The 1596-nt window shown below is 43.2% G+C and carries 1 protein-coding gene; it reads right to left on the bottom strand.

The features are described 5' to 3' along the window. Positions 1 to 9: 9 nt before the first annotated feature. Positions 10 to 1596: NB-ARC domain-containing protein (locus RRG12_RS44020; RefSeq protein ID WP_420763356.1), on the bottom strand; the 1587-nt coding region annotated here is incomplete at its 5' end.

Genomic DNA, 1596 nt, shown 5'->3' with positions numbered 1-1596 from the left:
ATGCCCTTCTCAGGTGCGAAGGCACTGACCAGTACTAACATCCCATAACTTTATTGTGTAATCGGTGCTACCGCTAGCGAGAATCTTACCATCAGGGCTGAACGTCAGTGATGTTACCCAACTTTTATGTCGCGTGCAGATGAAGACTGGTTGCACATCGCTAACTTGGTACAGATGAATTTCTCCATTACTGTCACCTACCGCCAGAAGTTCTCCATCAGGACTAAAGGCTACCGCATGAATAGCACCAAAGGTTTCAGTAAACGTACACCTCGCTAAATTGGCGTAAGCAAAATTCGTATTTTGCAAATTTACATCTCGTAGGTCAGCCTGCCAAATGGTTAGACCAGAGAAATCATAGCCCGTTAAATTAGTTCCTAACTGATTGAGTAAGTTAAGAATATTACCTGCTACATATCCCGGCTCCAAGGGTGACTTCTCTTGCTGCTTGAGTAAGATTTGAGTCAGTTCATATTCCAAGTTTTTTTTGCCTTCAAAGACTGGAATTAATCTGTTAATCACGGCATAGAGAATGAGACGAATTTGAGTCTCTCTTACATAGTCTTTGGCAGTAGCTTTGATCAGAGCATGGCTTTTAAAAAGCGAAAACTCCTGGTTAGCAATCTCCTCACAAACTTGCTCAACCAAGCGACTTGTCACGTACTCCATCACGACTGGCTGTAGGGTGAAGTAGGCTGTATCTCGTTCGATGAGCGATCGCCGTCCCAAAGATTCCAGCGTTTCAATTAAATTGAGTTGGGGAAAAGGCGATACTAAATCTTCTCGTAATTTGGAGAGGGTTACTGGCTCCCGATTAATCGCTAGCCAGTACATTACATCTTTTCCCTCATCAGATAAACGCTCAAATTGCTGCTCTAATAAATCACGAAGATCCCCAAATACGGTGGTTTCCTCTTTTAAAAACTCAGAAATATAACCATCAAATAAATCTTGAATCGTAGTTGCCACAATTTTTAAGGCTAAGGCATTGCCTCCATAGCGTTTGACCAGTGCGTTAAATTGAGTTTCTAAACCCTTGAGCCTCTTACTCTTAAGAATTTCTTCTCCCTCTCCTTCTTTGAGTCCACCCAATCTCAAAGTTCGCACTGGTAAGGCTTCTCCTTCTAGAGAGGCAACTTCTTTAGGTTTTTCTCGCGTTGTGAGTAGCAAGCAACTCTGGTGGTCTGATTTACCTACTCGTTTAAGGAGTTCGCCATACTGCTCATATCCAAGGTTATATTGTCCGGCTCGACTCCCACCACGTAACACAGCGTCTACATTATCGAACACGACCAAGCAGCGCATTTCCTTAAAGTAGTTAAGCAGCATGGAAATCTTATCACTAACGCTTTCCGGCAATTCTGCCTCAGTTTCTTGCTCGTCAGATAGAAACTGAATGATGCTACCTAAGAATGTATCAATGGGTGGAGCGTCATACAGCGATCGCCAGACAATACAATCAAATTTGTCCTGCATTAATTCTGCCAATTTGATCGACAGACTAGTTTTCCCGACTCCACCCATTCCGAGAATGGTCACTAATCGACAGCGATCCTTCAGCAACCACTCATCCAGAGTACTGAGTTCTTCTGTACG

It is taken from the genome of Nostoc sp. CALU 546 (assembly GCF_048836525.1).
Note: the sequence above shows the minus strand (reverse complement) of the source record. Positions and strands in the feature narration are given on the sequence as shown.